24 protein-coding genes and 1 pseudogene are annotated in these 25,795 nt (G+C 64.0%); 9 read left to right on the top strand and 16 right to left on the bottom strand.

The features are described 5' to 3' along the window. Positions 1–17 precede the first annotated feature (17 nt). Both IVA88_RS31400 and IVA88_RS31405 read right to left on the bottom strand, forming a co-directional pair. A complete protein-coding gene (locus IVA88_RS31400; RefSeq protein ID WP_007613708.1) occupies positions 18–431 on the bottom strand; it encodes a rhodanese-like domain-containing protein in 414 nt (137 codons plus the stop codon). Positions 432–557: 126 nt separating this feature from the next. Continuing rightward, positions 558–1,733 carry a VWA domain-containing protein gene (locus tag IVA88_RS31405; protein WP_211384411.1) on the bottom strand — a complete coding sequence of 392 codons (1,176 nt, stop codon included), beginning with the start codon at positions 1,731–1,733 and terminating at the stop codon, positions 558–560. Between the two features lie 123 nt (positions 1,734–1,856). On the opposite strand from IVA88_RS31405, the gene IVA88_RS31410 reads away from it, so the two are divergent. Next, positions 1,857–2,102 carry a GlsB/YeaQ/YmgE family stress response membrane protein gene (locus IVA88_RS31410; RefSeq protein ID WP_247501052.1) on the top strand — a complete coding sequence of 82 codons (246 nt, stop codon included), beginning with the start codon at positions 1,857–1,859 and terminating at the stop codon, positions 2,100–2,102. A 94-nt stretch (positions 2,103–2,196) separates the two neighbouring features. Further along, positions 2,197–3,039 carry a MoxR family ATPase gene (locus IVA88_RS31415; protein WP_247501053.1) on the top strand — a complete coding sequence of 281 codons (843 nt, stop codon included), beginning with the start codon at positions 2,197–2,199 and terminating at the stop codon, positions 3,037–3,039. A 541-nt stretch (positions 3,040–3,580) separates the two neighbouring features. Here the strand turns inward: IVA88_RS31415 and IVA88_RS31420 are convergent. From IVA88_RS31420 to IVA88_RS31435, 4 genes are all read right to left on the bottom strand, one after another. Then, positions 3,581–5,227: a GMC family oxidoreductase N-terminal domain-containing protein gene (locus IVA88_RS31420; RefSeq protein ID WP_247501054.1), complete on the bottom strand. Its 1,647-nt coding sequence runs from the start codon at positions 5,225–5,227 to the stop codon at positions 3,581–3,583. Between the two features lie 133 nt (positions 5,228–5,360). Next, complete coding sequence (locus IVA88_RS31425; protein WP_247501055.1) at positions 5,361–5,954, bottom strand: GNAT family protein; 594 nt, start codon at positions 5,952–5,954, stop codon at positions 5,361–5,363. Positions 5,955–6,065: 111 nt separating this feature from the next. After that, a complete protein-coding gene (locus IVA88_RS31430) occupies positions 6,066–6,992 on the bottom strand; it encodes an SMP-30/gluconolactonase/LRE family protein (RefSeq protein ID WP_247501056.1) in 927 nt (308 codons plus the stop codon). Positions 6,993–7,196: 204 nt separating this feature from the next. Then, positions 7,197–7,550, bottom strand: coding sequence for a hypothetical protein (locus tag IVA88_RS31435; protein ID WP_247501057.1), 354 nt, complete (start codon positions 7,548–7,550; stop codon positions 7,197–7,199). A 181-nt stretch (positions 7,551–7,731) separates the two neighbouring features. Between IVA88_RS31435 and IVA88_RS31440 the strand changes: the two genes are divergently transcribed. After that, positions 7,732–7,956: a hypothetical protein gene (locus IVA88_RS31440; protein WP_027570609.1), complete on the top strand. Its 225-nt coding sequence runs from the start codon at positions 7,732–7,734 to the stop codon at positions 7,954–7,956. Positions 7,957–8,233: 277 nt separating this feature from the next. Here the strand turns inward: IVA88_RS31440 and IVA88_RS31445 are convergent, their stop codons facing one another. Continuing rightward, entirely contained in the window at positions 8,234–8,890 is a 657-nt protein-coding gene (locus tag IVA88_RS31445) for a glutathione S-transferase family protein (RefSeq protein ID WP_247501058.1), read from the bottom strand. A 169-nt stretch (positions 8,891–9,059) separates the two neighbouring features. On the opposite strand from IVA88_RS31445, the gene phaZ reads away from it, so the two are divergent. Both phaZ and IVA88_RS31455 read left to right on the top strand, forming a co-directional pair. After that, positions 9,060–10,283, top strand: coding sequence for a polyhydroxyalkanoate depolymerase (phaZ, locus tag IVA88_RS31450; protein ID WP_247501059.1), 1,224 nt, complete (start codon positions 9,060–9,062; stop codon positions 10,281–10,283). Between the two features lie 114 nt (positions 10,284–10,397). Beyond that, entirely contained in the window at positions 10,398–11,324 is a 927-nt protein-coding gene (locus tag IVA88_RS31455; protein WP_247501060.1) for a catalase family peroxidase, read from the top strand. A gap of 1 nt (position 11,325) precedes the next feature. Here the strand turns inward: IVA88_RS31455 and IVA88_RS31460 are convergent, their stop codons facing one another. The 7 genes from IVA88_RS31460 to IVA88_RS31490 form a co-directional block, all read right to left on the bottom strand. Continuing rightward, positions 11,326–12,267: an AraC family transcriptional regulator gene (locus IVA88_RS31460; RefSeq protein ID WP_247501061.1), complete on the bottom strand. Its 942-nt coding sequence runs from the start codon at positions 12,265–12,267 to the stop codon at positions 11,326–11,328. A 274-nt stretch (positions 12,268–12,541) separates the two neighbouring features. Next, positions 12,542–14,410, bottom strand: a complete 1,869-nt coding sequence (locus IVA88_RS31465) for an ABC transporter ATP-binding protein (RefSeq protein ID WP_247501062.1) — start codon at positions 14,408–14,410, stop codon at positions 12,542–12,544. Between the two features lie 9 nt (positions 14,411–14,419). Next, positions 14,420–15,343, bottom strand: a complete 924-nt coding sequence (locus IVA88_RS31470) for a glyoxylate/hydroxypyruvate reductase A (RefSeq protein WP_247501063.1) — start codon at positions 15,341–15,343, stop codon at positions 14,420–14,422. Positions 15,344–15,356: 13 nt separating this feature from the next. Next, positions 15,357–16,685: an FAD-binding oxidoreductase gene (locus IVA88_RS31475; RefSeq protein WP_247501064.1), complete on the bottom strand. Its 1,329-nt coding sequence runs from the start codon at positions 16,683–16,685 to the stop codon at positions 15,357–15,359. A gap of 40 nt (positions 16,686–16,725) precedes the next feature. Continuing rightward, complete coding sequence (locus IVA88_RS31480; protein ID WP_247501065.1) at positions 16,726–17,601, bottom strand: ABC transporter permease; 876 nt, start codon at positions 17,599–17,601, stop codon at positions 16,726–16,728. Positions 17,602–17,604: 3 nt separating this feature from the next. Further along, positions 17,605–18,555, bottom strand: a complete 951-nt coding sequence (locus IVA88_RS31485) for an ABC transporter permease (protein WP_247501066.1) — start codon at positions 18,553–18,555, stop codon at positions 17,605–17,607. 27 nt (positions 18,556–18,582) lie between these two features. Further along, positions 18,583–20,274, bottom strand: a complete 1,692-nt coding sequence (locus IVA88_RS31490) for a peptide ABC transporter substrate-binding protein (protein ID WP_247501067.1) — start codon at positions 20,272–20,274, stop codon at positions 18,583–18,585. 218 nt (positions 20,275–20,492) lie between these two features. On the opposite strand from IVA88_RS31490, the gene IVA88_RS31495 reads away from it, so the two are divergent. The 3 genes and pseudogenes from IVA88_RS31495 (at position 20,493) to IVA88_RS31505 (ending at position 22,835) form a co-directional block, all read left to right on the top strand. Continuing rightward, positions 20,493–21,125, top strand: coding sequence for an XRE family transcriptional regulator (locus IVA88_RS31495; RefSeq protein ID WP_247501068.1), 633 nt, complete (start codon positions 20,493–20,495; stop codon positions 21,123–21,125). A 143-nt stretch (positions 21,126–21,268) separates the two neighbouring features. Continuing rightward, a complete protein-coding gene (locus IVA88_RS31500; protein WP_247501069.1) occupies positions 21,269–21,718 on the top strand; it encodes a cupin domain-containing protein in 450 nt (149 codons plus the stop codon). 43 nt (positions 21,719–21,761) lie between these two features. Beyond that, positions 21,762–22,835 (top strand): annotated as a pseudogene (locus IVA88_RS31505) (hypothetical protein). A gap of 138 nt (positions 22,836–22,973) precedes the next feature. Here the strand turns inward: IVA88_RS31505 and IVA88_RS31510 are convergent. Both IVA88_RS31510 and IVA88_RS31515 read right to left on the bottom strand, forming a co-directional pair. Further along, positions 22,974–23,492 (bottom strand): GNAT family N-acetyltransferase, encoded by a 519-nt coding sequence (locus IVA88_RS31510; protein WP_247501070.1) that lies wholly within the window; start codon positions 23,490–23,492, stop codon positions 22,974–22,976. Positions 23,493–23,508: 16 nt separating this feature from the next. Next, entirely contained in the window at positions 23,509–24,312 is an 804-nt protein-coding gene (locus tag IVA88_RS31515) for an ABC transporter substrate-binding protein (RefSeq protein WP_247501071.1), read from the bottom strand. Between the two features lie 277 nt (positions 24,313–24,589). Between IVA88_RS31515 and IVA88_RS31520 the strand changes: the two genes are divergently transcribed. After that, positions 24,590–25,774, top strand: coding sequence for an efflux RND transporter periplasmic adaptor subunit (locus IVA88_RS31520; RefSeq protein ID WP_247501072.1), 1,185 nt, complete (start codon positions 24,590–24,592; stop codon positions 25,772–25,774). Positions 25,775–25,795 lie beyond the last annotated feature (21 nt).

The raw sequence follows: 25,795 nt of genomic DNA on the forward strand, positions 1-25,795 counted from the left end.
GCACGTGAGGGGTCTACTCACCCCTTCTTCTTCGGCTCCCATTGCTCGACAGGGCCACCGGCGTCGCGCCAGGCGGCGTAGCCGCCGGCGATGTGGGCAACGGGCTTGAGGCCCATGTCCTGCGCGGTCTTGGCGGCGAGCGCGGAGCGCAAGCCGCCGGCGCAGTGGAATACGAACTTCTTGTCCTCCTGGAACACCGGCTTGGCATAAGGGCTCTGCGGATCGATCCAGAATTCGAGCATGCCGCGGGTGCAGGCGAACGCGCCGGGGATCCGGCCGTCACGCTCGATCTCGCGGGGATCGCGGATATCGACGATGACGACGTCGCCGTTCTTGGAGATCTCGATGGCGTCCTTGGCGGTGAGCGTCTCGATCTCGGCATTGGCCTCGTCGATCAGCGCCTTGATGCCGCGGGTGATGGTCTGGGGCACGTGTCTTCCCTTCTTCTCTTCCGTCGTTCCGGGGCGATGCAAAGCATCGAACTACGGTGCGCCCTTGCGCACCTGAGAACCTCGAGATTCCGGGCCTTGCGCTGCGCGGCCCCGGAATGACAGGAGCTAGTGCGTCAATTCCTTCATCGCACCCTCGAGCCCCTCGATCGTGATCGGATACATGCGGTTGGCGAAGATGCGTTTGATGATGGTGGTGGATTCCGAATAGTCCCAGTGCTTCTGCTGCACCGGATTGAGCCACACCGAATGCGGATAGGTGCGGATGATGCGGTCGAGCCAGACCGAGCCGGGCTCCTCGTTGACGTGCTCGACCGAGCCCCCGGGTACCATGATCTCGTAAGGCGACATCGAGGCGTCGCCGACGAACACGATCTTGTAGTCGTGCGGGTATTTATGCAGCACGTCCCAGGTCGGCGTGCGGTCGGTGAAGCGGCGCTTGTTCTGCTTCCACACGCCTTCATAGAGGCAGTTGTGGAAGTAGAAATACTCCATGTGCTTGAACTCGCTCTTCGCCGCCGAGAACAGCTCTTCGACCTGCTCGATATGCGCGTCCATCGAGCCGCCGATGTCGAAGAACACCAGCAGCTTCACCGCGTTGCGCCGCTCGGGCCGCATGTGGACGTCGAGATAGCCGTGATTGGCGGTCTCGCGGATCGTGGTGTCGAGATCGAGCTCATCGGGCGCGCCGGTGCGCGCGAATTTGCGCAGGCGGCGCAGCGCCACCTTGATGTTGCGGATGCCGAGCTCGACATTACCGTCGAGGTCCTTGAACTCGCGCTTGTCCCACACCTTGACGGCGCGGTTGTTGCGGTTCTTCTCCTGGCCGATGCGGACGCCTTCGGGATTGTAGCCATGGGCGCCGAACGGCGAGGTACCTGCCGTGCCGATCCACTTCGAGCCGCCCTGATGGCGGCCCTTCTGCTCCTCGAGCCGCTTCTTCAGGGTCTCCATGAGCTTGTCCCAGCCCATGGCCTCGATCTGCTTCTTCTCTTCGTCCGTCAAATATTTCTCGGCGAGCTTCTTCAGCCACTCTTCGGGGATCTCGGCCCCCTCCATGGCGTCGAGCAGGCTTTCCAACCCCTTGAACACGGTGCCGAAGACGCGGTCGAACTTGTCGAGGTTGCGCTCGTCCTTCACCAGCGCGGTGCGCGACAGATAATAGAAATTCTCGACCGAGTAATCCGCGAGGTCGGCGTCGAGCGCCTCCACCAGCGTGAGGTATTCGCGCAGCGTCACGGGGACCTGCGCGTCGCGCAGAGAAGTGAAGAATTGCAGGAACATGGGTGATAGATTGCCCGTCGGGGGACGAACGTCAAGGGGCGGAGGCCACTGCTCTGCGCTGGACCGGGAGGCTTTTTGCTCTAGAATTGACGGTCTCACGGGGTTGTTTTGGGGACGTTTGCAATGGGAATTCTCGCAGCGCTCATCATTGGCGCGATCGCAGGCTGGCTTGCCGGCAAGATTGTCCATGGGGCGGGATTTGGGCTGATCGGCAACATCGTCGTCGGCATCATTGGCGCGCTGGTGGCGAGCTGGATTCTGCCTCAGCTGCATATCCAGCTCGCAACGGGCACGATCGGGGCCATCGTGGATGCGACGATCGGCGCGGTGATTGTGCTGGTCATCCTTTCGCTGATAAAACGGGTCTGAAAGCCTGAATGAACCAGGAACGGCCGCCACGCGCGGCCGTTCCTATGTCGCGACCGGGTCCAATGACCGGGACGACGACCAACAAGGACGCGCGATGAAATTTACCGGCACCAAGGACTATGTTGCCACCGACGATCTCAAGGTCGCGGTCAATGCCTCGATCGTGCTGGAGCGCCCGCTGCTGATCAAGGGCGAGCCCGGCACCGGCAAGACGGTGCTGGCGGAGGAAGTAGCGAAGGCGCTGAACGCCCCGCTTCTGACCTGGCACATCAAGTCCACCACCAAGGCGCAGCAGGGCCTCTACGAATACGATGCGGTGTCGCGCCTGCGCGACAGCCAGCTCGGCGACAGCAGGGTGTCCGACATCAAGAACTACATCAAGCGCGGCAAGTTGTGGGACGCCTTCACCGCCGAGCAGCGCCCGGTGCTCTTGATCGACGAGATCGACAAGGCTGACATCGAATTCCCGAACGATCTGCTGCTCGAGCTCGACCGCATGGAATTCCATGTCTACGAGACCGGCGAGACGATCAAGGCCAAGCAGCGCCCGATCATGATGATCACCTCCAACAACGAGAAGGAGCTGCCGGATGCGTTCCTGCGCCGCTGCTTCTTCCACTACATCAAGTTCCCCGATGCCGACACCATGACCCGGATCGTCGACGTCCACTTCCCCGGCATCAAGAAGCGTCTGGTCGAGGAAGCGCTGCGCATCTTCTTCGAGGTCCGCGAGGTGCCCGGCCTGAAGAAGAAGCCCTCCACCTCCGAGTTGCTCGACTGGCTCAAGCTGCTGCTCAACGAAGACATGAGCGTCGAGCAGTTGCGCGAGCGCGACCCACGCAAGCTCATTCCGCCTCTCCACGGTGCGCTGCTCAAGAACGAGCAGGACGTGCATTTGTTCGAGCGGCTGGCGTTCCTGAGCCGACGGGAAGTGTAGGCTTCTCGTGTCCCGGACGCGCTGCAGCGCTTGCGCTGCTGCGCAGAGCCGGGATCCAGAAGGCGACACGGTACAATGCGGCGTCATGGGCCCCGGCTCTGCAGCGCACCGCTGAAGAAGCGCTGCGCTGCGTCCGGGGCACGAGAGCGAAGAGTTGCGCACTCTCCCATCGTCATTGCGAGCGCAGCGAAGCCTCTCCGCGGTGACAGGCTGGATTGCTTCGCTGCGCTCGCAATGACGGAGTATGAGGCGGCAGCGCCGCTCTTCCAGCTTGCATTTTGAATCGCAGACCGCCTTCGCATCCTCGCGGCGCATTTCGCCCGAGCTATGCTCTCTCCATCGCCCTCTCATAAACAAAAAGGGCGCAGGGAAGGCCGGGTGCCGGCTGGCACCCACGGTCCGCTGTGCGCGGGTAGCGCCAAAGGACTGCACAGCGGCATACAGGTCGAAAGGGATTGACCTGCGGGCGACACAGCGCGGGTGTTTGCCGAACGGGCGCGTAGGATGGTTTTCTGCGCTCTACCCATCCTACGAAGATCTCTCACGCCACCGCCGCATCCGGCACGCGCGCGGCTTCCATTGGCTGCTTCCCGCGGATGAGGTCCGAGGCGCGGTCGGCGATCATCATGGTGGATGCATTGAGATTTGCCGAGATCATGCGCGGCATCACCGAGGCATCGATCACGCGCAGGCCCTCCAACCCGTGGACGCGGAGCTGGTCGTCGACCACCGCCCAGGTCGAGTCCGCCGGGCCCATGCGGCAGGTGCAGCCGGGGTGGAAGGTGGTGGTGCCTCGCTCGGTCGCGGCGGCCAGGAATTCGTCGTCGGTGTTGATGTTCGGGCCTGGAAAATCCTCGTAGGCGTAATAGGGCGACAGCGGCGCTGACTTCAGCAGGCGACGCGCGAGCTTCATGCCGCCGACGATGACACGGCGGTCGAGCTCGGCGTCGAGGTAGTTGGTCTGGATGATCGGCGGCGCGAAAGGATCAGACGAGCGGATGCGGACATAACCGCGGCTCTCGGGGCGCTGCTGCCAGGAGGCCACCGTCATGCCGGGCTCGTCCTCGAGCTGGCCCTGCACGCCTTCCTTGTAGGACGCCGGCGTGAAGGTGAGCTGAAGATCGGAAGACTCGGCGCTCTCGCCGGAATGCCAGAAGCAATAGACCATGGTCGGCGACAGCGAGAGCAGTCCTTTGCGCGCGGTCGCCCATTTCAGCGCCTCGATCCACAGCGAGAAGCCGCGGCGGAGCTCGTTGATGGTCTTGATGTCCTTGACGCGCGCGACCGTGCGCGGGGCATAATGGTCCTGCAGGCCTTCGCCGACTGGCAGCGCGTGACGCACGGCGATGCCGTGGGCCTGCAACAGATCCGGTGAGCCGACGCCGGAGAGCTGAAGCAGCTGCGGTGAATTATAGGTGCCGCCCGAGAGGATCACTTCCTTGTTGGCGCGCACTTCCACCGGCGTGCCGCCATGGCCGCCCTTCATGTAGCGCACACCGACGGCGCGCTTGCCCTCGAAGATGATCTCGGTGGCGTGTGCATGCGTGCGCACATGCACGTTCGGCCGCTTCATCGCAGGCTTCAGGAACGCGGTGGCGCCGGAGACGCGCAGACCCTTGTCGATGGTGCGCTGGCAGTAGGAGACGCCTTCCTGGGTCATGCCGTTGTAGTCGGGGTTGCGCGGGATGCCGAGCGAGACCGCACCTTCCATGAAGGCTTCGCAAAGCGGATCGCGCCAGTTCATGGTGGTGACGATGAGATTGCCGTCGCGACCGCGATAGATGTCCTCGCCCTCGCCGACCCGCTTCTCCAGCCGCCGGAAGTAGGGCAGCACGTCGGCATAGCCCCAGCCGCGATTTCCCATCTGCGCCCAAGTGTCGAAATCCATCCGCTGGCCGCGATTGTAGATATGGCCGTTGATCGAGGACGAGCCGCCGAGCGTCTTGCCGCGCGGCGCATAGATGCTGCGCCCGCCGGTCCAGGGCCCGACCTCCTGCTGGTAGGCCCAGTTGATGCTCTTCATGTGGAAGGTCTTGATGAAGCCCGCCGGCAGATGGATGTAGGGATGCCAGTCGCTGGGTCCGGCTTCGAGCACGCAGACACTGGTACCGGGATCTTCGCTCAGCCGGCTGGTGAGCACGCAGCCGGCGGAGCCCGCGCCGATGATCACATAGTCAAATCTGTCCATCGAAGGCCCCTACTGTGTCTTGATACCAAATGAATTGCGACCGCGGATGCCTACACCTCTCCCGGAGGGAGAGGTGAGAGAGCCCGCGGCGACATCGTTGCGAAAAGCACACGTCATCCCTGGTGCATCATCCCTAGCGCGGCTTGTCGTTGAGTTGATAATTCAAATGCGTCCGCACGGTCGGCCATTCGGCCGCTGTGATGCTGTAGACGACGGTGTCGCGCAGCGTGCCGTTGGGCGCGACCTGATGGCTGCGCAGAATGCCGTCCTGCTTGGCGCCGAGACGCTCAATGGCATTGCGGCTCTGATGATTGAAGAAGTGCGTGCGGAATTCGACCGCGATGCAATTCAGCGTCTCGAAGGCATGGGTGAGCAGCAGCAATTTGCACTGCGTATTGAGCGGGCCGCGCTGCGCGCTCTTACCGTACCAGGTCGAGCCGATCTCGACGCGGCGGTTGGCGGCATCGATGTTCATGTAGGTCGTCATGCCCACGATCTTGCCGCTGCCATCGAACACGGTGAAGGGGAGCATCGAGCCCGCGGCCTGAAGACCGAGCCGGCGGTCGATTTCCTTGCCCAGATTCTCCGGCGTCGGGATCGCGGTGTACCAGATGGTGGAGAGCTCGCCGTCCTTCACGGCCTCGACGAGCTCCTCGCGGTGCTGATGCGACAGCGGCTCCAGACGGGCATGCTGTCCGCGCAGGGTGATGGGATCGGGCCAGGGCATTGAAAATCTCTCCTTGCGTCATTGCGAGCGAAGCGAAGCGATCCAGAATCTTACCGAGGACGCAGTCCTGGATTGCTTCGCTTCGCTCGCAATGACGGTCACTAGCACCGTTTATTTGTTTAGGAAATTGAGCGGCAAACCGCCGCGCGGCCAGTCCATGGCGACCAGCTCGCCCTTGCCCGAGAGCGTGATGTAGGCGGTTTTCAGCTCGGCGCCGCCGAAGGCGATGTTGGTGGTGACGCGGTCGCCGGTCGGGACCTGCTCGACCAGGGTGCCGTCCGGCGCGATCACGGAGATGCAGCCGGAGACGAGGGTGGCGACGCAGACATTGCCGTTCGCTTCGACCGCAAGCGAGTCGAACATCTGGTAGCCGCCGAGGCCGCAGATCGGTTTGCCGCGCTCGCCGCGATAGATCACATCGCGCGGCTTGAGCGTGCCGGGCGCGGAGAGCTCATAGGCCCAGAGCCGGCCCGTCGGCGTCTCCGCGATGTACACGGTGGCCTCATCCGGCGACAGGCCGATGCCGTTGGCCGGCAGCACGCCGTGCACCACCTCGACGATCTCTTTCATGCCCGGTTTGAGATAATACATGCCGCCGACATCCATCTCGCGCGCGCGGCGCTTGCCGAGATCGGAGAACCAGAGGCCGCCCTGTTTGTCGAAGACCAGATCGTTCGGCCCGCGCAGATCGTGCTCGCCGCATTTGGTCACGACCGTCTCGATCTTGCCGGATTGCAGATCGACGCGCTGGATCGAGCCGCCGAGATAGTCGTCCGGCTGCGGACCCGGCATGATCATGTTGCGGGTCGGAATCCAGGAGAAGCCGCCATTGTTGCAGATGTAGATCTTGCCGTCGGGGCCGAGGGCGGCGCCGTTCGGGCCGCCCGGAATCTTCGCGACGATCTCCTTGCGGCCGTCGGGATAGAGTCGGGTCAGGCGCTGGCCGCGGATTTCCACCAGCACGACCGAGCCGTCCGGCATCACGACCGGCCCTTCGGGAAATTCGAGGTCGGCGGCGAGAACGCGGACGTTGGACATGTGGGGGACCCTCCCGGCTGCTTGTTATGACTTGCGCGGGATGTCCGGCACGGGCCCCACACGCAAGATTTGCCTGCGGTTATGACAAAGTCACCGGGGCTTGCCAAGCAAGCGGGATGGAATGCCAGCCTTGCACGCGACTGCTTTACGGTCCCGGCTTAGCGGAGCAGCGTTGCACGCTGCACCGCGTCCGGGACACGGCATTCATTTCGCATCCTTCGGCGGCGGCGCATCCTGCTTCTTCTTCACGTCGTCCGCGATCTTCGCCTGCGCCGCCTGGAGATCGCCGAGCGTCTTCTGCAAACCGGCCACGGTGGTCTTCAACGCATCGATCTGGCGAGCCGCAGCATCCAGCTTCTGCTGGTGATCGAGGCTCAGCTTGGTGATCGTCTTCTGGAGGAAGTCGACGTTGCTCTGGAGGCAGCTGGTGCGGCGCTCCATGGTCTTCTCGACGGTGCAGATCTCGATGCCGGGCACGTCCTGCGCGCGGACCGGCGCCATCGCCAGCGTGGCGAGCAGCAACATCGCGAAACAGACGCCGGCGCTTCGAATCAGCATGCAGGTTCCTCGTCAATTCAATCACGGCAATGTGCGCTTTTTGCACGCAGCCGCATGAGACTACCACACTCGTACCGCATTCTCGCGTTGAGCTTGCGGCTGTTCCCTCGGACGGGGAGCGATGATCTGCACGCGGAGGAAATGGGCGCTCCTTCCGCGGCTTTGTTTAGGGGAGTTTTTAATGGCAACGCGCGACAGACGACTGGCGGAATTCGACGGCGCCGGAGAACCACCGCCTGGCCTTGCAGTCGAAGTGCTGTGCGAGGACCACAGCGGAACGTATCAGCTGCCGTTTGCCTGCCGCTATGTCGAGGGACGCTGGCAGAACCACGCGGCCGGCGTCGCGGTCGAAGCAACCGTCATCGGCTGGCGCGTCCCGCGCATGAAGCATTCGGGCGTGGCCTGAACACCGACTCTGTCTCAAAATGCAACGGGGCCGCGTCTCGCCTTAACTTTCGGAACGCGGCCCGAACGAATCACGTCCGAATCACCCGTAGGACCCTGTACGCGCCTGTTCACGGCTAGATGTCGCAAACAGCCGGCGCGCGCATACAATATCTGCGCAACGCGTGAGCAGGCCCAGTCAGCCAAGGGCGTCAAAGGTTAACGGCTTCAATGGCATGACTGCCGGGTGCGGCGGCTGGAGCCTCGCTCCTAAAACGAGCAGACGGCACCAGACCTGCCTAATATTCGACCTCAAGCTCCTCGATCTCGGCCGGCTCGTCCTTGGCCGCTGCGATCCATTCCTGCATTTCGGGCATGGCCAGGATGGTATCGGCATAAGCCTTCAGGAGCGGGTCGAGCTTGACGTTATAGGTGACGAAGCGCGTCACCACGGGCGCGTACATCGCGTCCGCCATCGTGCGCCTCTCGCCGAACAGGAAGGGGCCGTCCGACTTCTCCAGGCAGTCGCGCCAGATCGACCAGACGCGATCGATGTCGGCCTGCGCGCGCGACCAGATCTTGAAGCCGGGGAAATGCCCCTTCAGATTGACGGGCAGCGAGGCGCGCAGCGTGGTAAAACCGGAATGGATTTCGCCTGAGATCGAGCGGCAATGCGCGCGCTGGACGCGATCCGCGGGCAACAGCCCGGCATCCGGCATCACCTCGTTGAGATATTCGGCGATCGCCAGCGTGTCCCAGACGGTCGCGCCGTCGTGCCGCAGGCACGGCACCAGGATCGAGGACGACAACAGCAGGATCTCCGCACGTGCGGACGCGTCGTCCGGGGCGGTGACGATCTCCTCGAAATCGAGCCCGGAAAATTTCGTGAGCAGCCAGCCACGCAGCGACCAGGACGAGTAGTTCTTGCTGCTGATGGTCAGTGTCGCCTTCGCCATGTGGCCTTCCCTCACGCCTGCCTCACACCTGTGACGCGCACCCGCCCGGCCTGCGGAATGCTCGCTTCCCGCGAATAAAGCAGCAAGCGACGTGCCAATTTTGCGGGCCACCCACCTCCAATTTGGCTTCGATATTGCATAGCAGCACGGGACAGGTGGGCGTTTCAGTATGATGTCGATGTATTATCAGGCCTTCCAGAACCATATGGACCTGACGGCGCCGTGGCGGTCGGGGGCTTCGTCCGCGCTCAAATTCCTCAATCTGGTGCCGCAGGGCCTGTCGGATCAGGTCGTCGGCCGGCTCTCGGCCGCGCTGGAGCTGATCTCCCGCTCCACCCTCACCTATCACCGTCCCGCCTATGGCATCGACAGCGTCATGGTAGGCAACCGCGAGGTCGCCGTGACCGAGGAGGTCGCTTACGCGACCCCGTTCGGCTCGCTGCTGCGTTTCAAGAAAGAGGGCGTGGGCGAGCAGCCGCGCATGCTGCTGGTGGCGCCGATGTCCGGCCATTTCGCGACGCTGCTGCGCGGCACCGTGAAGACGCTGCTCCAGGACCACGACGTCTACATCACCGACTGGCACAATCCGCGCGACATTCCCCGCAGCGAGGGTCGCTTCGGGCTCGACGACTACACCGAGCATCTCATCGACTTCCTCGGCCAATTGGGCCCGCGTCCGCATATGGTCGCGATCTGCCAGCCGTCGGTCTCGGCGCTCGCGGCCGCGGCCATCATGTGCGAGGGCAATCATCCTTCCCGGCCGGCGACGCTGACGCTGATGGCGGGCCCGATCGACACGCGCATCCAGCCGACTAGAGTCAACGAGTTCGCCAAGAGCAGGCCGATCGACTGGTTCGAGCAGAACCTGATCAACTACGTGCCCATGCAGTGCCGCGGCGCACTTCGGAAAGTCTATCCCGGCTTCGTGCAGCTCACCGCCTTCGTCTCGATGAATCTCGAGCGCCACATCAAGCAGCACATGGACCTCGCCAATCACATCGCCAAGGGCGAGAAGGAGAAGGCGGCCAGCATCAAAACCTTCTACGACGAATATTTCGCCGTGATGGACCTGCCGGCCGAGTTCTACATCGAGACCGTGCGCGACGTGTTCCAGGAGCACCTGCTGCCCCAAGGCAAGCTGATGCATCGGGGACGTCCCGTGGACACCAAGGCCGTCAGCCGCATGGGGCTGATGACGGTCGAGGGCGAGAAGGACGACATCTGCTCGATCGGCCAGACGCTGGCCGCGCAGGACCTCTGCACCGGCGTGCGCGCCTATCGCCGGGTGCACCACATGCAGGCCGGCGTCGGCCATTACGGCGTATTCTCGGGCAAGCGCTGGAATAACGAGATCTATCCGCTACTGCGGGATTTCGTGCACGTGAACTCCTGAAGCGGCGCCAAATTCCTTCAGCAGGATCGGACAAAGCGGCACGGCTTTGGGAAAGACGCCGGCGCTGCACGAGCCCTAAAACACGGACATGCCGCTCGCGCCGGAGGCCAAGCCATGTCCAAATTCCCCACCCCCACAGCAACACCCGCCGCGATCGTCGACGCACTGAAGGCGGTCGCAGGCAATCCGCCGAAGGTGCGCGCGAGCTTCGCCAAGGGCCGATGCGTGCGCGGCACCTATACCCCGTCCGACCGCGCGGCAGAGATCACGCGATCGCAGAGCTTCACAAAACCGTCGCGCGTGCTGGCGCGCTTCTCCGTCGGCGGCGGCAATCCCGGGGTGACAGACACCAACAATTTCGTGCTGCGCGGCTTCAGCTTCAAGCTTGGCGACGACGCCCACCGCTCGGACATCCTGACGCAAAGCGCTCCGGTGCATTTTGCACGGACGCTCGATCAGATGCTCGCCTTCCTCAAGGCACGCATTCCGGGCGCGGACGGCAAGCCTGATATCGAGAAGATCAAGGCCTTCTCCGCGGCCAATCCTGAAACACTGAACCAGGCGAATTACATCGCCGCACGCCGGCTGCCCGGCAGCTTTGCCGGCACGACCTATTGGGGCGTGCACGCCTTTCCCGCGACCAACGCCAAGGGTGAGACCCGCTTCATCAAGTTCAAGGTCACGCCTGCCGGCGGCGATGTCACCTTGAGCGAGGACGAAGCCGCGACAAAGTCCGCCGCCTTCCTGCATGAGGATCTCGCGCAGAAGATCGCAGCCGGCGATATCCGCTTCAACGTGATGGCCCTGCTCGACGCCCCCGGCGATCCCATCATGGACGTGACCCTGCGATGGCCGGACGAGGATAACCGCGAGGAGGTGCGGCTGGGAACGATCGTCGTGACCAGGCTTGAGGCCAATGAGGCCTGCGACGGGTCCGTCTTCAATCCGGTCAATCTTGCCGACGGCATTGGCCATCCGCCGGACGAGATCTTTGCGGCGCGCCGCGCGGCTTACACGATCTCGCTGGCGAGGCGCCGCTGATTCAAGTCTCGTGTTTAAGTCGCGTCGTCCGGCCTCCATCCGTTTCGCGGCGCCACGCGCCCGGACTGAGGCCGACCATGGACGAGAACACCCGCGTGAAATGGCTCTGATTGGCAAATCCGGCCGAGATGGCAATCTCGGACAACGGCAGGTCGCGGACCGTCATCAGTTGCTTGGCCGCCTTCACGCGCTGCTGGAGCAGCCATTGATGCGGCGGCAGGCCGGTGGAGATCCGGAACGCGCGCGAGAAGTGGCTGACCGAAAGCCCGAGCTCGGTCGCGATCTGCTGCAGCGCGACCTTGCCCGAAAGATCGGAATCGAGCCGGTCACACGCACGCCTCACCTGCCATGGCGCGAGACCGCCGCGGCTCGATTCTGCGGCCGGCTTCAGCCCGCCGTAGGTCTGGGCGACGTGAGCCGTGAGCGCGAGCATCATGTGATCGACGAAAAGCTGGTTGGTCTCCTTGGGCCGACGCAGTCCTTGCTGCAATGAGGCGCCGACATATCGAACGACCTCGTCGTCATGACCGACACCTGGCTCGTAGGTGAGTTCGCCAACGCGCGGCCCGCCGGGCTGCTTGGCAATGCCGTTGAGCGCCGAGCGCGGCAAATAGAAGAAGAGCGAGTGAAACGGCTTGTCGATCACATAGCGCGGGTCGCGCTTGAGGTCGTAGAGGTAGGTCGCACCTGCGCGAACATCCGCCTTGGTGACACAGCGGCCCTCCTCCCAGCATTCGCAATCCGGATAGTCGCGGAACTTCAGGCTGACGAGATAGGCATCTTCCGCGGCGAGGGAGCCGGAAATATCCGGCGTCGGATCGTCGTTGCGGACTTCGGTCACGGCGAGCTCGGCGCTGTGCAGCGAACGCGTGATCAGGACCGGTGCTTGCTGCGAGCGAAGACCCTGCGCGAGCCTCCGTCCGTAAACGCCTGCTTGTGTCATTTCAATAAACCCATCCGTAAAGGCACGTCTTCGTCGGCCTTCCCGAGATTCGCACATTATCGGAGATCGCCGGCCGACGGTCCAGCTGCAGCGCATAACACGAAGCGGTCGCGGCAGACTGTCGCAGGGATCGCGCCGCGATAATTTCATTGTGATTTCCGCGTGATGTCACGAGGCCGGCGTCGCGAAGCACGACGCCGTTAACCTGCCCGGCAAGTCACCGCGCGACTTCATCGTGCGTTCTTGAAAGCATTCGCAGCGCGCCTTCGTCGCGTCAGCCGGTCCATTCCCCGCCCCAGAGCTGGACGACGTGGTCCGGCGACACTTCGCGATATTGCCGAACCGGCGGCTGGTAGTCGGGCGCGCGTACCGGGCTTCTGATCTCGTCGTTCGTGGCCTCGCGCCTGGTGCCGCGGCGCGCTGGATCGGGTACCGGCACGGCCGCCATCAGCTTCTTGGTATAGGGATGCTGCGGATTTCCGAACAATGCCGCGCGCGGACCTGTCTCGACGATCTCACCGAGATACATCACCGCGACGCGATGGCTCATGCGCTCGACCACCGCGATGTCGTGGGAAATGAAGAGATAGGCGAGTCCCATGCTGGCCTGAAGGTCCAGCATCAGATTGACGACCTGCGCCTTGACCGAAACATCGAGGGCCGAGACCGCCTCGTCTGCGACGATCAGCTTCGGTCCGAGCGCGAGCGCACGGGCAATGCAGATGCGCTGGCGCTGGCCACCGGAGAATTCGTGCGGAAAGCGTGCGGCCATGTCGGCGGTGAGACCAACGCGAACGAGCAGATCGGCGACCTTCTCGCGCGCCTGCGACGCCGAGGCGAGCCCGTTGGCAAGCAAGGGCGCTGCGATCGCCGTTCCCACCGACATGCGCGGGTTGAGGCTCGCGAACGGATCCTGAAACACGATCTGCATCTGCTTGCGGAAGTCGCGCAAGGTGCGGGCATTCATGGCCAGCACATCCTGCCCGTCGATCAGGACGGTGCCGCTGTCCGGCTCCGTCAGCTTCAGAATGGAGCGGCCCGTGGTCGACTTGCCGCAGCCGGATTCGCCGACCAGCGCCAGCGTCTCCCCGGCACGCAAGGTGAAGGAGATGTTCTCGACCGCATGGACGCGGCCCGAAACCTTGCCGAACAAGCCCGAGCGGATTGGGAAGCGCGTCGTGAGGTTGGAGACTTCGAGCAGCGGTCGCTCGGCAATCGAGACCGTATCGGGCGTCTCCGCCGGCTCGTCCGAGGTGCCCGTCACCTTGTCGACGATCGGAAAACGCATCGGCCGCGTCCGCCCTCCCATCGAGCCGAGGCGTGGCACGGCGGCGAGCAGTGCCCTTGTATAGGGATGGGATGGGGCGGCGAAGATGCGCGAGGTATCGTCGGTCTCCACCGCCTGGCCGCCATACATCACCACGGTACGGTCCGCGATCTCGGCAACCACGCCCATGTCGTGGGTAATGAAGAGGATCGACATCTCCTCTTCCTGCTGAAGCTCCTTCAGAAGCTCCAGGATCTGGGCCTGGATCGTGACGTCGAGCGCGGTGGTCGGCTCGTCCGCGATCAGCAGCCGCGGCTTGCAGGCCAGCGCCATCGCGATCATCACGCGCTGGCGCATGCCGCCGGAGAAGCGATGCGGGTGCTCGTGGAAGCGCGATTTCGCCGCAGGGATGCGAACACGATCGAGCAGGCGGATGGTCTCCGCATCGGCGGCAGCGCGCGACAGGCCACGATGCTGGATCAGTGCTTCCGCAATCTGGAAGCCGATGGTGAGCACCGGATTGAGGCTCGTCATCGGCTCCTGGAAGATCATGGCGATATCGTTGCCACGGATATCCGTCATACTGGCTTCAGGCAACGACAGCAGATCGCGGCCGGCAAGCCGAACGCTGCCTTCGACGCGGCCGTTCTCCTTCGGAATGAGCCGCATGATCGAGAGTGCGGTGACGCTCTTGCCCGAACCGGATTCGCCGACGATCGCCACGGTCTCCCGCGGGGCAATATCGAACGAGACATTGCGGACGACGGGACTCCATTGCCGTTCGCGCAGGAAGGACGTGGTGAGGCCTGAGACCGACAGCACCGGCGCCTGCGCGTCGATAGCGACGTGGTCAGGTATGCTTGCGCCCATGCTCATGCCAATGTCCTAATAGCCCCGCGTACGATCGACCCGCCCCGGCAAATCCTCGCCGCTGCGGTGACGTGCGATCACGTCGAGCACGAAATCGACCGCCGTATCCGGCGACGTCATGCTGGCATTGTGCGGCGTAACCAGGATGCGCGGGTGGCTCCAGAACGGATGGCCTGCGGGCAGCGGCTCCGGTTCGGCGACGTCGAGGACGGCGCCGGACAGCGCACCGCTGTCGAGCGCCGCGAGAAAGTCGGCTTCAACCAGATGCGGGCCACGCCCGACGTTGACGAGGGAAGCGCCCCGGGGCAGGTGCGCGAACAGATCCGCATTCAGGATGCTGCGGGTCTCATCGGTCAGAGGCAACAGGCAGACGAGAATGTCGGTCTGCGCAAGGAAATCCGGCAACGTCTCCATGCCCGCATAGCAAGTGACGCCTTCGATCTCGCGCGGCGACCGGTTCCAGCCCGAGAGCGGAAAGCCGAACGCCTTGAGGCGTTCGAGCACGGCCTGGCCGAGCTGGCCGAGACCCATCACGCCGACCCGCCGCCGCTTCGCCGGCGTGATCCGGATCTCGCACCAGACCTGCGCCTTCTGCTGGCTGATGAAGTCCAGGAGGTCGCGATGCAGGGCGAGCACAGCCATGGTGACGTATTCGACCATGGTCTCGGCGATGCGGGGCTCCAGCATGCGCACGAGCGGAATGTGCGGCGGAAGTTTTGACGCGTCGAACTGGTCCACGCCCGCACCGACCGAGAAGACCAGCTCAAGATTGGGAAAGGTCGCGATGTCGTCCGGCGGCACCCACGCCACCAGATAGCGCACGTCGGCGGGATCGCCGATGTCGGGCCAGAGCCGGAACGGCATATCGGGCGCGCGCTCGGCGAAGAAGCCCGCCCACTCAGCGCCGCGAGCCATGTTGGCCTTGTAGAGAATCGTCATGCCGCCAAAACTCTCAGAACGGGCTGACCGGCGCGAGCCGGCGGCCGTCGATCAGGCGCTTGTGGCTGTACGCCGCGGGATCGACCAGCGGCGTCGCGCCGGTCACGATGTCGGCGGCGAGCTTGCCCGCCGCAGGACCGATGCCGAAGCCGTGGCCGGAGAAGCCGGTGGCGAGGAAGAAGCCGGGCAAGGCGTCAACCGGCGAGATCACCGGAATGGTATCCGGCGTGCAGTCGATCGTGCCGCCCCAGGCCTCCGCGATCTCGATGTCCTTCAACTCCGGGTTCGATTTGATGAGCGAAGCCAGCGCCGCATTGACCAGCGACATGTCAGGCGCGGGATCGCGCACCCGCTCCGTTTCGAACGGCGACGGCTTGTCGAGGCTCCAACTGGTGCCGCGCATGAGCTGGTCGAAGAAGGATTTGCCGAGCGACAGTTTCAACCCATTCTTGCGATGCAGATAGGTCGGCCAGAAGGTCCGCGCGTAGCGAAACAGATCGGGCGACAGTTCGACCGTGCCGCGGTTGCGCAGCGCCAGCGTAAAGCCGCCGTCGAGGCGGCGGCGGATGCAATAGAAGTCGGTGCCGAGCGCGCCGGAAGTGATCTCCGGCCCCGGCGTGGTCCGGCATGCAGTGGCGTTGACGAGGCCGATCGGCAGCTCGATGCCGTGGCGACGGCAGAACAGCGACGACCACGCTCCGCCGGACAGCAGCACCGATTGCGTGCGAATGGTGCCCTTCTCGGTGACGACGGCGCTCACCCGTCCGCCCTGCGTCTCTAGCCCACGCGCGGCGCAGCCCTGATGAATGGTGACGCCATGCTTGCGTGCGGCGGTGGCGAGCGCGGGCACGGCCATCGACGGCTCGGCGCGCCCGTCGCTCGGCGTGTGCAGGCCGCCGACCCATGTCTCGGAATTGCCGGGCAGTCGCTCGGCGATTTCCGCCGGCGTCAGAACGGTCGAGTGCACCTGCATCTCGCGCGCCGTTGCGGCCCATCGCTCCCAGTTGGCGAGTTCGTCCTTGTTCTTGGTCAGGAACAGCACGCCGGTACGGCGGAAGCCGGCATCGACGCCGGCGTCGTTCTGCATGTCCTCCCAGAGCCGTAGCGCCTCGCGCGCCAGCGGTATCTCCTCGCGCGCGCGGCCCTGCTGGCGGCACCAGCCCCAATTGCGGCTCGACTGCTCGCCGCCGACATGGCCCTTCTCAACCAGCGCGACAGAGAGGCCCTTTTTCGCGAGATGATAGGCCGCCGAGACGCCGATGACGCCGCCGCCGATGACGACAACGTCCACCTGCGCCGGCACGCGTTCGTCGCTGTTTATACGGGTGAGCGGCGGGGACATGGGACACTCCAGATATTCAGTTCGATCGAGATCATGCTCGTCACGGGATGTTCATTCGCGGATCAAGCGCGTCACGCAGGCCGTCGCCGAGGAAGTTGAAGCTCGTCACGGCAAGCGTGATCGCGAGGCCCGGCGCAATCGCAAGCCAGGGCGCGCTGGTGAGATAGATCTGCGCGTTGTTGAGCATATTGCCCAGGCTCGCGGCGGGCGGCTGGATGCCGTAGCCGAGATAGCTGAGATAGGATTCCAGCAGGATCGACTTGGCGACGTTCAGCGTCGCCGCCACCACGATCGGCGCAACCGCATTGGGTACGAGCTCGCGGAACATGATCCGCAGGTTTGAAGACCCGAATGCGAGGGCAGCAACCGCAAACTCGCGTTCCCGCAGTGAGCGCACCTGGGCCTCGACGACGCGAGCCACCCACATCCAGGCGGTCGCCGCGATGAGCACGGTGGTGGTGATGAAGCCGGGCTCGATGAGCGCCGCGAGCGCAAGCAGCAGGAAGATGGTGGGAAAGCACAGCACGGCATCGACGAGCCGCATCAGGACCGCGCCGACCACGCCGCCATAGAAGCCGGCGAAGGCACCGACGGCGATGCCGACCGCCATGGCTATCACCATCGCGACGAAGCCGATCGACAGCGAGACACGCGCGCCCATCATCAGCCGCGCCAGCACATCGCGGCCGAGCTCGTCAGTGCCGAGGATGTGCCCGCCCGACAGCGGCGGTGCGAACCGCTTCATGATGTCGATATAGGTGTCGTCGAACGGCAGCAGATAGGGACCAAAGGCCGAGCCGAGGACGAGCACCAGAATGGTCACGGCGCCCGCGAGCGCGAGCCGGTGCCGGCGGAAGCGCCGCCAGGCTGCCTGGCCCGGCGCGAGCTGAACGGTCGAGAGGGCGGCGCTCGTCATCGCCTAGCCCACCCGTATCCGCGGATCCACGACGGCATAGAGGATGTCGGCGAGCAGCGAACCGATCAGCACCATCATCGCCGAGAACATCAAAATGCCCATGACCACGGGGTAGTCGCGATAGCCGATGGAATCGAGGAACAGCCGGCCCATGCCCGGCCAGGTGAACACGGTCTCGGCGACCAGCGCACCACCGAGCAACGTCGGAAACTGGAGGCCGGCCACCGTGATCATCGGCAGCAACGCATTGCGCAAAGCGTGAACGGTAAGAATGCGCCATTCCGGCATGCCCTTGGCACGCGCGGTGCGAATGTAGTCCTGGTTGATGACCTCTAGCATCGAGGAGCGCATGAAGCGGCCCCACATCGCGGTCTCGACCAGCGCCAGCACCAGTGCCGGCGCAATGAGATGATGGAGCAGATCGAGCAGCGAGCCATCGCCGACGGTCTGCCGGTTGCCGGCCGGCAGCCAGCCGAGCTTCACCGAGAACACGTAGATCGTGACGAGGCCGAACCAGAAGGTCGGGATCGACAGCGCGATCATGGCACCGACGGTCGCCAGCGTGTCGAATATCGAATAGCGGCGCAGCGCACCGAGCACGCCGATCCAGCAGCCGAGCAGCACCGCGATGATCGTCGCGGTCGCCATCAGCTCCAGGGTGGCGCCGAGATGCGAGGAGATCACCGACAGCACGGCCTCGCCGTCGCGATACGAGCGGCCCCAATCGCCCCTCAGCATCCGGCCGAACCAGTCGAGATATTGGATCGGCAGCGGACGATCGAGGCCGAGCTGCCGCGTGACGCGATCAAGGTCCTCCTGCGTCATCTGCGCGGACGCCGCGAATTGCGACAGCGGGCCGCCCGGCGCCAGATGCAGGATGGCGAAGCCGATCGCGGACACGATCACCAACAACATGACCGCCTGCGCCAGGCGATTGGCGACGTAACGGGCCATCTCAGATGATCTCGCGCACCCGAGACATCAGGCCCAATACCATTCGCGGATGTTCCAGCAGTTGATCGACATGTTGATGTTGGGGCGGAAACCCTGGAGCCCTTCCTTCACGCCTTCGGCGATGAAGCCCTGGAACAGCGGCAGGATCGCGAGGTCGTTGCGGATGAGCTTTTGCAGATCGCCATAGGTGGTCTTGCGCTGCGCCAGGTCGAACTGCCTGGCGCCTTCGGCGAGAAGCCGATCCGCCTCCGGGCTGCGATACTGATAGGTGTTGTAGCCGCGGCCGCCCTTGGCAGGAATGGCGCCGGAGCCGAAGCGCGGCGTCACATCGGGATCGCTGCCCAGCATGAAGTTCACCCCCACGATCACCGAGTTGAACTTCGACTGCTGCCAGAAGTCGCCCCAGATCACCGCGGCCGGCATGTTGTTGACGCGCATCGCCGCACCGATCGCACGCCAATCCTGGACCAGGAGTTGCTGGGTCTGCTCGCGCACGGCGTTGCCAGATGTCGTCGAGTTGGTGAACTCGAGCTTGACGCCGCCCTTCTCGCGCACGCCGCCCGCACCGCGAACCCATCCGGCGGCATCGAGCAGTGCATTGGCCTTGGCCGGATCATATTTGTGTTGCGGCAGGCCCTGCTGGAACGACCAGGCCTGCTGCGGCACAAAGCTCTCGGTCTGCGTTGGCAAGCCGTAATTCAGCGCATCGATGATCGCCTGCTTGTTGATCGCTAGATACAGCGCCTCACGTACAGTGCGATCGGTGAAGGCACCAAACTCCAGATTGGGCGCAATGTGCTCGACCGAGGACGTCGAGGAGACGAAGATCTTGCGCCCCTTCAGCGTCTTCGCCTCCTGCACGAAGTTCGGCAAAATGCCTTGCAGGCCGGTGTAATCGACCTGGCCGGTGCGGAACTGGGTGTAGAGGACGGTGAGGTCCGGGATGTACTTGAACACCACCCGCTCAACGTAAGGTCCCTTGCCGTGGTAGCCGGTATGGGCATTCAATTGAATGTGGTCGCCGGGCACGCGCTCGCCCCAGCGGAACGGCCCGGTGCCGACAGGCGCATTGTGAAATGGCGAGGCGTTCGGATCGGTCACCTTCTCAAGGATGTGCTTGGGCACGATGAAGGTCAGCGCCGCCAGGATCGACACATAGGGCGAATAGGCCGTTTCCATCCGCCAATGGATCTCGTCGGGCGCGACGACCTTGATGTCCTTCACGAGGCTATGGCCGACGCGGCTGCGTGCGCGGAAGTCGGGATTGTTGATCAGCTCAAGCGAGAACTTTACATCCTCGGCCGTGAACGGCGTGCCGTCGTGCCATTTCACGTCGCTGCGGAGCTTGATCTTCCAAGTCAGGCCGTCGGCCGACAGGCCGCCATTCTCAATGGTCGGGACTTCGCGGGCGAGGTCGGGAACGAACTTGCCGTCGGGATCGATGAACCAGAGCGGCGAGAACACCTGCCACCAGATGCCCTGATCGACCTCGATGCCCGGCATCAAGGGATGAAAGACCGTCGGCTCCTGCGAGAGCGCCGCGATCACTTGCCCGCGCGGCTTGTCCGGCGGATTGGTCGGGCGTTCGGTCTGCGCAAATGCGTTGCCTGAAAGCGTCCATCCCGCCGCGGCGCCTGCACCGAGCTGGAAGAGCTGACGGCGATTCGGAATGCCGAGATGCAGTGCCCCAACGCCGAACCCGCCGGTGTCGTCTGCCATGACCACTCTCCGTTGTCGCACGCGGCACCGGCTCCCGCGCCCCGAGATCCCCGGCAAAGGGACAGGAGTGGGCTTTAGTGCTTCTAAATTTTTCTATCAAAAGTTCATCACGACTAAATACAGCTGTCAATCGGATTGCTAGGATGCGCGACCATTTCACACCGACTGAAGCCCCGGGGCCGCCTTGTCCGGGTTGAGATGATGCATGGGAGAGCGACATGGATGGTCGCGGCGACACGAACAGTCCGAAGGACGCCCCGGCGATCGAGGCCGATGATGCGATCGACCAGCGCCTCGGCGAAACCGTGCGGCTGCTGCGTCAGCGTGCGGGCTTCTCGATCCAGGACGTCGCCAACAAGACCGGCCTCTCCAACGGCATGATCAGCCAGCTCGAACGCGCGCGCGCCATGCCGTCGATACGCACGCTACGCCTGCTCAGCATCGCGCTCGACGTTCCCATCTCCTATTTCTTCGAGACCACCGATCCCGCCGACGTGCAGCGCTACATCGTGCGCAAGAACAGCCGGCGCCTGCTGCGGCTCACCGCCAGCGGCGTCGTCAAGGAAGCGCTGACGCCGGCCGACAAAGGCCAGCTCGAACTCTACGAGCTCACGCTCAATCCCGGTGCCTCGTCCGGCACCGACTTCCTGCAGCACACCGGCGAGAAGGCGGGCTATATCCTCTCCGGCAGCCTGCGGCTGTGGCTCGATAACCAGGCCCATCTGCTCGAGGCCGGCGACAGCTTTCGCTTTCCGAGCATCGTGCCGCACATGTTCGACAACCCCACCCAGCAGACGGCGCGCGTGATCTGGGTGACGACGCTGCGCCAGACCGATTCGCCGGCAGGTTGAAGGGTCCGCCACCCGGCGCCACGACAAATCGCTCCTCGGCAGGGCGCGGCTGAACGCGACCGGCGTTAGTGCAGTGGAACGGATGGACAGCGCGCGATCCCTGCGCAAAACTCATCCCAGCCAAATTCCAGTGGAGGCAAGCCATGACGTCACTCGAAAAAGGCATCACCGCGAACGGCACGGGCTATGGCCGCAAGACCTGGAACATCCTGGGCCAGGTCTATTTCCCCAAGGCCGTCACCGAGTCCACCTTCGCGTTCGAGACCAACAGCGACCCCGGCCAGTTCGTGCCGGTGCACATCCATCCGACCCAGGACGAATTCATCCTGGTGCAGGAAGGCACGCTCGACCTCAAGCTCGATGGCCAATGGGTTAAGGCCCATGCCGGCGACCTCGTGCGCCTGCCGCGCGGCATCCCGCACGGCTATTTCAACAAATCCGACAAGCCGGCCCGCGCATTGTTCTGGGTCTCGCCGATGCAGAAGCTGGAGGCGCTGTTCAACCAGCTCCATGACCTGACCGACCCGGCCGAGGTCGTGCGCATCTCAGCGCTGCACGAGGTCGACTTCCTGCCGCCCGAAGCCAACGACTAGGCTACGATCCCCCTGACCTTTCGAATCGTTCGGGGAACCGGCCATGCCTGCACGACGTCACCTCCTCGCCACCATCGCGGCGCTTGGGCTGGTCCTTGCGACCTTCGTCCCGAGCCAGGCGCAAACGCTCACGAGCAGGCAAGCGGAAGCGCTTGCTTCCTACGAGCGTGCGCTCGCCGATTTCAAATCCATCCTTGCCGAGCGGCGCCGCCAGATCGACGCCAAGCAGCCGCTGCCGAACCTGCCGGGACAGGCGCTGTATCTGGCACGCGTCGCCGTGATCAGTGCTTACAAGGACCTCACCGACGCCATGCCGTCTCGGATCGGCAGGCCCAACAAGTTCGAGATTCCTCCGGCTTATTTCGATGCCGACATCGAGCCGCTGGTCGACGAATATTGAAAGCTCTTCGAGATCATGGAGGCGCCACCGGCCGGCGCGCAGAACTCGGCGACACCGTTCAAGGACGTGGTCGATCTCACGGTCGCCATCGCGCGCGCCAAGGGGCTTGCGCCGGCTTACGCCGAAGCCGCGGGCCGGATCAGCCTCGGGCTGTTCTTCGCCGAGACCAACGGCAAGCAGAACGTCCGCAACGGGCGCTCGAACACCTATATGGGCAGCTTCCAGACCGGCCCGTCCGAAGACCGCAACGGCCGCAGGAAATGGGACGCCATCAAGGCAGAGATCGCGGCAGCCGACCCCGAACTGAGCGCGCGCGACGACAAAGAGGAGGCGCGCGCCCGCGGCACCGATTATCGCTTCAATCACTGGACCAACGTGCGCGATGGCCTGATGAACGCGCATGCGGATGTTTTCCGGGAGATCCCGGCAATCGTGAAGACGCTGCCCGATCCAATCGACCAGATGAAGCTGTTCGAGCTGATCCAGATCATTCCCACGCCAACGCGGTCGGCGCTCAAGTCCGGCGATCTCCTGAACTACCGGGTGTCCAGCCCGACGATCATGAAGCACTTGCGCAACAACAGCATCTTCGCATTCGGACAGGCCGACCGGGCACGCACCTCGGCAAGCTTCCGGGAAATCCTTGGCGCGATGTGGCTGTTCAAGCGGAAATTCGAGAAGGCGATGGCGAAATACGCGGAGATCAAGCCGCGCTGAGGAGCTGGTTGCTCGCCGCCTGGCACACGGGCAAGGGGCGCGGGTTCTCCGGCTTGTAGCCGTCCGTCAGCGTCTCGCACAAGATCCTACCGTCCGTGGCGACATGGATTCTGCCCCACCACGGGTTCGGAAGGGCTGTCAAAGCTGCTTGGTGAAATGGTAGCGACGAATGCCGCCGCCTACGGTCTTGTTGCTGGCGGCATCGGCAATCTCTTCGCGTATGCTTCGGTATCCCGCGTTTCGATACAGCGCCAGCGCCTCCTTCTGAAGTTCCGACGTACTCAGCTGCAGTCGCCGCCGATTGCGTCGGCGGCATTCATCCTCCGCGAATGCCAGCATCTTTCGCGCAATTCCCCGGCGCCGCAAGCCGGGAGCGACATACATGCGCCGCAACTCCATCGCCTGCGCGCCTGAGGCCTCCAGACCAAACATGCCGACGATCTCGTCGTCGACGACGGCGACCCAGAATCCGCCGTTCCGACTCGCATAATAATCGGCAATCCGATCAATCTCTTCGGCAAGCGAGTGGACGATGTAGCGTTCGAACGCCTCCGCCATATGCGCTGGCGCCAATAGACGATTCAGCCGGATGAACAGCTCGCGCACTGCAGCAGCATCGGACGACGCGAAGGCGCGAATTTCGATCTCTTTTCTCATCGAGGCGCCGCCGCCTTTACTCCGTCCTTATCGCCGACTCCTTCAGGCCGTTATTGTCATAGGCCTTGCGCAGCGTGCCGTTGGTCGTCGCTTCCGTCATGAATTTGGTCACGAACGCCAGAGCCTGGCTGTGGCCGAGCGGCACGGCGACTGCGGTCACCGTCTTCTTGAACGTCTCATCCAGCACTCGCGTGCCCGGGATCTTCTGCGCCATCTTGTTGAGCTGGTCGCGCGACAGTGCGAAGGCGTCGATCTGGCCGCTGCTGAGGAGGCCGAAGATCTCGTCATAGGTCTGGTAGCCCGTGACTTTCGCATTCTTCAGATGCGCGGCCGCGCCGCGCATGGTCGTCGTGGCGTTGACGGCCGCAACCTTGATGCCGGGCTGATCCAGCGTAGCGAAATTGGTGACGCTCGAACCGGCCTTGACGATGTAGGTGGCGTCCGCGACCTCGTAGATTGGACCGAACATCATTTTGGTCTCGCGCTCGCGATCTTTTGGCAGCCAGGTGACGTCCCAACTGCCTTTCGACGCAGCATCCGTGATCTGCCCGGAATTCTGGTGCACGACATATTCGACGGGCACGCCGAGCTGGGCGGCCATCTCCCTGCCGAGATCGACCGGCACGCCGGCATAACCGGCCTCGGTCTTGGTGGACCAGAACGCGCCGCCCGCCGGGCTGATCGCGATCGCGACCCGCAGCTTGCCGGTCGGTGCGATGTCGTCCTTCAGACCGTCGGCTAGCGCGGGCATGGCAACGGCCATTGCGAGAACGAGGCCGGCAAGGACAGACTCAAGGACCGATTGGAGAGACGTGGGCATGTCATGATCTCCTGACCTTTTCTTCTTTTATTCTTCTCTTCTTCTCTTGTGCGTCCCGACCGCTCCGCGCGCCGCCGCTCGGCCTTTGAGATAATTCTGGTCGATCGTGCGCGCAATGAAAAGCGGTTTGTCATAGCAGAACTGCCAAGGGCCACAGCGCGGTCTGCAGTGCAAGGCCCATTACTGTCACCCGATGACCGCCATGGCTATGGTGTTCCACGGTCGGTCATTTGTTGGTAGCCTCCCGCCCCGACAGACAGCAACCGGGGACCACCGAATGACCTGCGCGAATCCCGCACGGCGCAACGGAGCGTGGAGACATGTCGGGCGGGCAATGGCCGCCGCGATCGCCGTGGCCGCGCTCACCGGCTGCGAGGACAAGAACATTTTCGTCGCCCCGCCGCCGTCCAAGGTGGACGTCGCCGCGCCCGTGCAGCGCCCGGTGAACCGCTATGTCGAGGCCACCGGCAATACCGCGCCGATCAAGAATGTCGATCTCGTCGCGCGCGTGCAGGGATTCCTGCAATCGATCGATTACCAGGACGGCACGTTCGTCAAACAGGGCACCCAGCTGTTCACGATCGAGCCCGAGACCTACAAGCTCAAGCTCGATCAGGCGCAAGCCGCCGAGGCCGGCGCGCAAGCCTCGCTCCGGCAAGCGGAAGCCGACTTCAAACGGCAGACCGAGCTGGTGCAGCGCCAGGCCGTCTCGCAAGCCACGCTCGACACCTCGACATCGACGCGTGATAACGCGCAGGCCAATCTCCAGCAGGCCCAGGCCAATACCCGCCTCGCCGAAGTCAATTACGGCTACACCAAGGTGAGCGCACCGTTTGACGGCGTGGTCAGCGCGCATATGGTCTCGATCGGCGAGCTCGTCGGCGTCGCCTCCCCGACCCAACTCGCCTCCATCGTCGCGATGGACCCGATCTATGTGAACTTCACCGTCAACGAGCAGGACGTCTTGCGCATCCGCGCCGAAGCCGCCCGCCGCGGGCTGACCGCCTCCGACCTCAAGCAATTTCCGATTCAAGTCGGCCTGCAGACCGAGCCCGGCTATCCGCATGAGGGGCATCTCGACTATGTCGCGCCGACCCTCACCCAGTCGACCGGCACGCTCGCGGTGCGCGGCCTCGTGCCCAACGACAAGCGGGTGCTGCTGCCCGGCTATTTCGTCCGCCTCCGCGTGCCCTTCACCCAGGAGAAGGACGCCCTGCTCGTCCCCGACACCGCGCTCGGCAGCGACCAGGGCGGCCGCTATCTCCTCGTCATCAACGGCGACAACATTGTCGAGCAGCGCAAGGTGCAGATCGGTCCCGTCGACAACGGCCTGCGCGTGATCGAAAGCGGCTTGAAGCCGGACGACCGCGTGGTGATCGCAGGGCTGCTGCGGGTAATTCCGGGCCAAAAGATCGACCCGCAGGTGACGAAGATCGAGCAGCCGCAGGCGTCTGCCAAGTAAGATCTGCAAGCAGGAGCGCCG

It is taken from the genome of Bradyrhizobium sp. 149, from assembly GCF_023073915.1.
Classification (GTDB): Bacteria; Pseudomonadota; Alphaproteobacteria; order Rhizobiales; family Xanthobacteraceae; genus Bradyrhizobium.

Coding starts and splice junctions, on each gene's coding strand:
- IVA88_RS31475 (WP_247501064.1), bottom strand. CDS start 16,685: ATGTCCCCGCCGCTCACCCGTATAAACAGCGACGAACGCGTGCCGGCG.
- IVA88_RS31460 (WP_247501061.1), bottom strand. CDS start 12,267: ATGACACAAGCAGGCGTTTACGGACGGAGGCTCGCGCAGGGTCTTCGC.
- IVA88_RS31465 (WP_247501062.1), bottom strand. CDS start 14,410: ATGAGCATGGGCGCAAGCATACCTGACCACGTCGCTATCGACGCGCAG.
- IVA88_RS31425 (WP_247501055.1), bottom strand. CDS start 5,954: ATGCCCTGGCCCGATCCCATCACCCTGCGCGGACAGCATGCCCGTCTG.
- IVA88_RS31430 (WP_247501056.1), bottom strand. CDS start 6,992: ATGTCCAACGTCCGCGTTCTCGCCGCCGACCTCGAATTTCCCGAAGGG.
- IVA88_RS31410 (WP_247501052.1), top strand. CDS start 1,857: ATGGGAATTCTCGCAGCGCTCATCATTGGCGCGATCGCAGGCTGGCTT.
- IVA88_RS31415 (WP_247501053.1), top strand. CDS start 2,197: ATGAAATTTACCGGCACCAAGGACTATGTTGCCACCGACGATCTCAAG.
- IVA88_RS31435 (WP_247501057.1), bottom strand. CDS start 7,550: ATGCTGATTCGAAGCGCCGGCGTCTGTTTCGCGATGTTGCTGCTCGCC.
- IVA88_RS31455 (WP_247501060.1), top strand. CDS start 10,398: ATGTCCAAATTCCCCACCCCCACAGCAACACCCGCCGCGATCGTCGAC.
- IVA88_RS31420 (WP_247501054.1), bottom strand. CDS start 5,227: ATGGACAGATTTGACTATGTGATCATCGGCGCGGGCTCCGCCGGCTGC.
- IVA88_RS31480 (WP_247501065.1), bottom strand. CDS start 17,601: ATGACGAGCGCCGCCCTCTCGACCGTTCAGCTCGCGCCGGGCCAGGCA.
- IVA88_RS31485 (WP_247501066.1), bottom strand. CDS start 18,555: ATGGCCCGTTACGTCGCCAATCGCCTGGCGCAGGCGGTCATGTTGTTG.
- phaZ (WP_247501059.1), top strand. CDS start 9,060: ATGATGTCGATGTATTATCAGGCCTTCCAGAACCATATGGACCTGACG.
- IVA88_RS31405 (WP_211384411.1), bottom strand. CDS start 1,733: ATGTTCCTGCAATTCTTCACTTCTCTGCGCGACGCGCAGGTCCCCGTG.
- IVA88_RS31470 (WP_247501063.1), bottom strand. CDS start 15,343: ATGACGATTCTCTACAAGGCCAACATGGCTCGCGGCGCTGAGTGGGCG.
- IVA88_RS31500 (WP_247501069.1), top strand. CDS start 21,269: ATGACGTCACTCGAAAAAGGCATCACCGCGAACGGCACGGGCTATGGC.
- IVA88_RS31445 (WP_247501058.1), bottom strand. CDS start 8,890: ATGGCGAAGGCGACACTGACCATCAGCAGCAAGAACTACTCGTCCTGG.
- IVA88_RS31520 (WP_247501072.1), top strand. CDS start 24,590: ATGACCTGCGCGAATCCCGCACGGCGCAACGGAGCGTGGAGACATGTC.
- IVA88_RS31510 (WP_247501070.1), bottom strand. CDS start 23,492: ATGAGAAAAGAGATCGAAATTCGCGCCTTCGCGTCGTCCGATGCTGCT.
- IVA88_RS31440 (WP_027570609.1), top strand. CDS start 7,732: ATGGCAACGCGCGACAGACGACTGGCGGAATTCGACGGCGCCGGAGAA.
- IVA88_RS31495 (WP_247501068.1), top strand. CDS start 20,493: ATGGATGGTCGCGGCGACACGAACAGTCCGAAGGACGCCCCGGCGATC.
- IVA88_RS31490 (WP_247501067.1), bottom strand. CDS start 20,274: ATGGCAGACGACACCGGCGGGTTCGGCGTTGGGGCACTGCATCTCGGC.
- IVA88_RS31515 (WP_247501071.1), bottom strand. CDS start 24,312: ATGCCCACGTCTCTCCAATCGGTCCTTGAGTCTGTCCTTGCCGGCCTC.